The sequence below is a fragment of the Novosphingobium endophyticum genome, assembly GCF_014640675.1.
Classification (GTDB): Bacteria; Pseudomonadota; Alphaproteobacteria; order Sphingomonadales; family Sphingomonadaceae; genus Novosphingobium; species Novosphingobium endophyticum.
Map to the genome: position 1 here is coordinate 1 of NZ_BMHK01000075.1, position 4,343 is coordinate 4,343.

The 4,343-nt window shown below is 60.9% G+C and carries 5 protein-coding genes; 3 read left to right on the plus strand and 2 right to left on the minus strand.

Annotation, left to right across the window (positions count from 1 at the left end; all coding sequences use genetic code 11):
* Positions 1–98: 98 nt before the first annotated feature.
* The gene (locus tag IEX32_RS20840) at positions 99–512 is read right to left on the minus strand and encodes a hypothetical protein (RefSeq protein ID WP_229736533.1); all 414 of its coding nucleotides are present in this window, start codon (positions 510–512) and stop codon (positions 99–101) included.
* On the opposite strand from IEX32_RS20840, the gene IEX32_RS20100 reads away from it, so the two are divergent.
* Genes IEX32_RS20100 through IEX32_RS20110 form a run of 3 tightly spaced genes read left to right on the plus strand, consistent with a single transcriptional unit; the run spans position 399 to position 3,285 of the window.
* A complete protein-coding gene (locus IEX32_RS20100) occupies positions 399–1,367 on the plus strand; it encodes a site-specific integrase (protein ID WP_229736532.1) in 969 nt (322 codons plus the stop codon). The two genes, IEX32_RS20840 and IEX32_RS20100, sit on opposite strands and share 114 nt — an antisense overlap.
* A complete protein-coding gene (locus IEX32_RS20105; RefSeq protein WP_188773313.1) occupies positions 1,364–2,287 on the plus strand; it encodes a tyrosine-type recombinase/integrase in 924 nt (307 codons plus the stop codon). Before IEX32_RS20100 ends, IEX32_RS20105 begins: the two co-directional genes overlap by 4 nt.
* On the plus strand, positions 2,284–3,285 hold the full coding sequence (locus IEX32_RS20110; protein WP_188773314.1) for a tyrosine-type recombinase/integrase: 1,002 nt from the start codon (positions 2,284–2,286) through the stop codon (positions 3,283–3,285). Before IEX32_RS20105 ends, IEX32_RS20110 begins: the two co-directional genes overlap by 4 nt.
* A gap of 21 nt (positions 3,286–3,306) precedes the next feature.
* Here the strand turns inward: IEX32_RS20110 and IEX32_RS20115 are convergent, their stop codons facing one another.
* The gene (locus IEX32_RS20115; protein ID WP_188773315.1) at positions 3,307–4,212 is read right to left on the minus strand and encodes a HEPN domain-containing protein; all 906 of its coding nucleotides are present in this window, start codon (positions 4,210–4,212) and stop codon (positions 3,307–3,309) included.
* Positions 4,213–4,343: the final 131 nt, after the last annotated feature.

Sequence of the window (4,343 nt, forward strand, 5' to 3'; positions counted from 1 at the left end):
ACTTATGCCGAGCGGCGGACTATGCCGAGTGGGTTTAGGATTCCTCGGTGCGCCAATGTATTACCGGTAATTGGCTCGGCATAGTTTAGGCTTTCTCCTCAGCACTTTGCGAAGAGGAGGAAGCGATGACCCTTGAAGAACATTTGAGCCGCAGTCGTCTCGTGCGGCGCCTGAGAGCGGGACCGCTCGGAGACTGGGTCGACCTCTATACAGATCGCCTGCTCCGCGACGGTTATCACAAGGATCACGCCGGCAGCGCGCTCCACCTGCTTATTCTTTTTAGCCGGTGGCTGGCCGATCATGATGTCGATCCTCGCGCCATCAATGAGCGCCTCGTGGGGCGGTTTCTGAAGTTTCAGGCGCGCCGCCACCCGCTGCGCAGCGGTGACCGTTCGGCGATGACCAGACTGATCGCGGTGCTTCGCGAGGCACAGGTCATTGCCGCTCGGTTGCCGGCCGTGCTCAATGGAGCGGACCAGATTCTCGAAGGTTTTCGCGGCTATCTGGAGCACAGGCGCGGCCTCAGTCCAACATCGGCCGAGGCCTATGTTTATTTCGTGCGGCCGTTCTTGCGTGCAACGTCAATATCGCACGTGGATCATCTCGCCGAGCTGACGCCGGGCGTTGTCATTGGCTATGTCGAGCAGCATGCTCGTGACGGCAGCCCGGCAACGGCCGGGATCATGTGTGCGCGCGTTCGATCATTTCTGCGATACCTTCATGTCGAGGGATTGGTGGCGACCGATCTCGCAGCCTGCGTTCCGTCGATAAAAAAGTGGAACCTGACCGGGCTGCCGACCTATCTCACGGTCGCCCAGCTTCAGCGGGTATTCCAAAGCTGTGATCGCCACACCGCCGTTGGCCGACGTGATTATGCTGTGCTCATGCTGCTCGCAAAGCTTGGGTTGCGCGCCAAGGAAGTCGCGACGCTGACGCTCGACGACATCGATTGGCGCGCCGGTCAGTTTCGTATCCATGGCAAGGGAAGACGAGCGGCGACCATGCCACTGCCTCCCGATATCGCTGCCGCCATCGTCGACTATTTGCGCGACGGTCGCCCGTCATCTGATAGCCGCCAGGTTTTCCTGCGGGCTTGCCCAGCCTATGTCGGGTTTCCATCGGCGACGGGCATTTCTGGCATAGCTAGGCGCGCGCTCAAGAGCGCCGGTATCGGTGGCCTTGCCCATCACGGCGCGCATGTACTCCGCCATAGCCTGGCAACCGAGCTGTTGCGCTCGGGCGCGACCCTCACCCAGATCGGGCAGGTCCTGCGCCACCAGGATCACGATACCACCCGCATCTACGCGAAGGTCGACCTGGCGAGCCTGCGGACGCTGAGCCTGCCATGGCCGGGAGGTGTACGATGAGCCCGCTTTCCGACGCCCTCGCGCGTTACCTGAGCATCCGCCGAGCATTCGGCTTCAAGCTCATAACACAGGGCCGCATCCTGAACGGTTTCGTTGCGTACATGGAGCGGCAAGCAGCGGAGGTCATCACCGTCAGGCTCGCCCTGGACTGGGCTACCCAGAGCGGCGGCCCCCGATCCTGGCCAGATCGCCTTTCTGCATTGCGCGGGTTTGCCCGCCATGTTTCGATTACCGAACCGCGCACCGAGATCCCGCCAACCGGCATGCTTGCGCCAAGACGGCGCCGCGCTCCCTATATCTATTCCGAGGCGCAAGTTCGCAGGTTGCTTGAAGCGATGCTGTCACTGCCACCGGCCGCCAGTTTGCGTCGCTGGAGCTATTATGTCGTTTTCGGACTCCTCGCCGTCACCGGGTTGCGGATCAGTGAAGCGCTTCGGCTAAAGCGCGATGATGTCGATCTGGACAGCGGCGTCCTGACCATTCGCGACACCAAGTTCGGTAAATCGCGCATCGTTCCCATCCACCCGACGACGGTTGCCGCGCTGAACGACTACACGGCCCGGCGTGATGCGCATCGCCAAAGACGGGCCAGCGCCTATTTCTTCACAGGCGATCGGGGCGGTCGCATCTACCATCAAGGCATCCACCTCGCATTCTGCGCGGTGTCGCGACAGATCGGCCTGCGCGACGGCGACGCTGCCACGGGTCCGCGCATTCACGACCTGCGCCATCGTTATGCGGTTTTGACGCTCTTGCGCTGGTATCGTGCCGGCGACGATGTCGAGCAACGCCTGCCGCAACTCTCCACCTATCTGGGCCACAGCCATGTTCGCGATACCTATTGGTATTTGTCGGCCTGTCCCGAGCTCATGGAGCACGCTGCACTGAGGCTCGAAGCGCGGTGGGAGATGATGTCATGACCATCGTCACCCCGCTTCCCGCGCTGATCGAACGCTTCTTTACTCAGCGCCTGATCCATCAACGTGGCGTCAGTCCCCACACGGTCGCCTCCTACCGCGATACGTTTCGACTGCTGTTCAGGTTCGCGCAGAAGGCCTTGCATAAGGCGCCATCGAGCCTTGAGCTCGCCGATCTCGAGGCGCCATTCATCATCGCCTTTCTCGACGATCTCGAAGCCAGCCGCGCCGCCACTACCAACACCCGCAACCTCAGGCTGACCGCGATCCGCGCCTTCTTCCGGTACGTCGCGTTTGAAGAGCCCGCCCATAGCGCACAGATCCAGCGGATCCTCGCCATTCCCGGCAAGCTCTGCGAGAAGCGTGAGGTTCATTTCCTGTCGCGCGCCGAGATCGAAGCGATCCTCGCCACCCCCAATAGAGCGACCTGGCTCGGCCGCCGCGATTACACGCTGCTGCTCCTCGCCGTTCAGACCGGCTTGCGCCTCTCCGAGCTAACCGGCCTCGACCGCGATGCCGTTACGCTTGGCACCGGGGCACATATTTTCTGTACCGGCAAAGGTCGCAAGGAACGGCGCACGCCGCTCACCAGCTACGCGCGTAGGGCACTCAAAGCCTGGTTGAACGAGCCATTACGATGCAACACGACGGCTCTGTTCCCCAACATTCACGGCGGTCGTCTCAGCCCCGATGCCGTTCAGTTCCTCCTCGCCAAGTACGTAAAATCGGCGTGCGAACGATGCCCATCACTCAAGCAAAAGCGGATCACGCCGCATATTCTCAGACACACCGCGGCGATGGAGCTCCTGCAGGCGGGCGTCGATATTTCAGTGATCGCATTGTGGCTCGGCCATGAGTCCATCCAGACCACCCAGATTTACCTCCATGCCCATATCGCGCTGAAGATCGCCGCCCTCGCCAAGCTCAAGTCGCTCGAGCCCCAGCGAACCGCCCGGTTCGAACCGCGGGACAAGCTGCTGGCCTTCCTTGATGCCCTGTGACGTAAAACGGTCCCAGGCGGATTATAGGCCAGCCTTCTGGCGCAGGGTCTCGAGCCATTCCCGCGACACGGCGTCGACGGTGTCGCGAAGGCTACTAACCGCCACCATGATGGCCATCAGGTCCTCGGGGCTGATCTCGTAATTTTTCGAGTACCTGGCATCGACATACGCGCGTTTGGTGAGCTCAAAGCGGCGCCGGTCGATCTTGGTTGCCCGTGGCCAGCTGTCGATCAGCCGCGGTTCCTTGTCCTCAGCCAGCGATCGCAGGAACTTTATGTTGTGGGAGCGAGGCACATATTGGACGCGTGAGAGCAAGTAGCAGGTGTAAGCGCGCTCCACCGCCTGATGAAGATTGAACGCAGCGTCATTGGTTTGGCCTTCGGCCAAGCAGAACCGCGCGATTTTGAGCGAGTGATCGATTTTCTCGAACCAGAAGTCAAAATAGCCGCTCGCCATTTCATAGGCATCCACCGCGGTCAGCGGTTGCGGCGTGGCGAGCACAGCGCCGGGCAGTTCGTACAGCGCGATCCCATCCTGCGCGATATCGACCCAGAAGTATTCGCCGCGCGTCAGCCCCAGGTTCACTTCATCGAGGGTATGGACAATGATGTTCACGGGCCGCCCGATCGCCGGATCGCGCAGGATTTTGTCCTCAGCGACGTACCAGTATTCCGCGATGTCGGTGAGGTCCGGATGGCTCACGACGATCAGCAAATCAAAATCCGACTGGTAGCCATTCTCCGGTTCATCGACCCAGTCGCCGCGCGCATAGCTGCCGAACAGGACGATCTTCTGGACCTTACCATTCTTCTTCCATGGCTGCGTCGCGCGAGAGATCGCGATGGAAAATTCGTCCATCAATGTCTGCGTCGCGCGCGCCAGCTCATCCTGCTGGGGCTGCGGCAAATGATCGATATCTTTTCGCACGCTGGGATTCTCGCCGCCTGAACCCTCAGTAGCAAGCCCTAAACTATGCCGAGCCAATTACCGGTAATACATTGGCGCACCGAGGAATCCTAAACCCACTCGGCATAGTCCGCCGCTCGGCATAAGTTCCC

What these genes read in the sequence shown, in the direction of transcription:
- IEX32_RS20100 (WP_229736532.1), top strand. Translation starts at nt 399, where the DNA reads ATGACCAGACTGATCGCGGTGCTTCGCGAGGCACAGGTCATTGCCGCT.
- IEX32_RS20105 (WP_188773313.1), top strand. Translation starts at nt 1,364, where the DNA reads ATGAGCCCGCTTTCCGACGCCCTCGCGCGTTACCTGAGCATCCGCCGA.
- IEX32_RS20110 (WP_188773314.1), top strand. Translation starts at nt 2,284, where the DNA reads ATGACCATCGTCACCCCGCTTCCCGCGCTGATCGAACGCTTCTTTACT.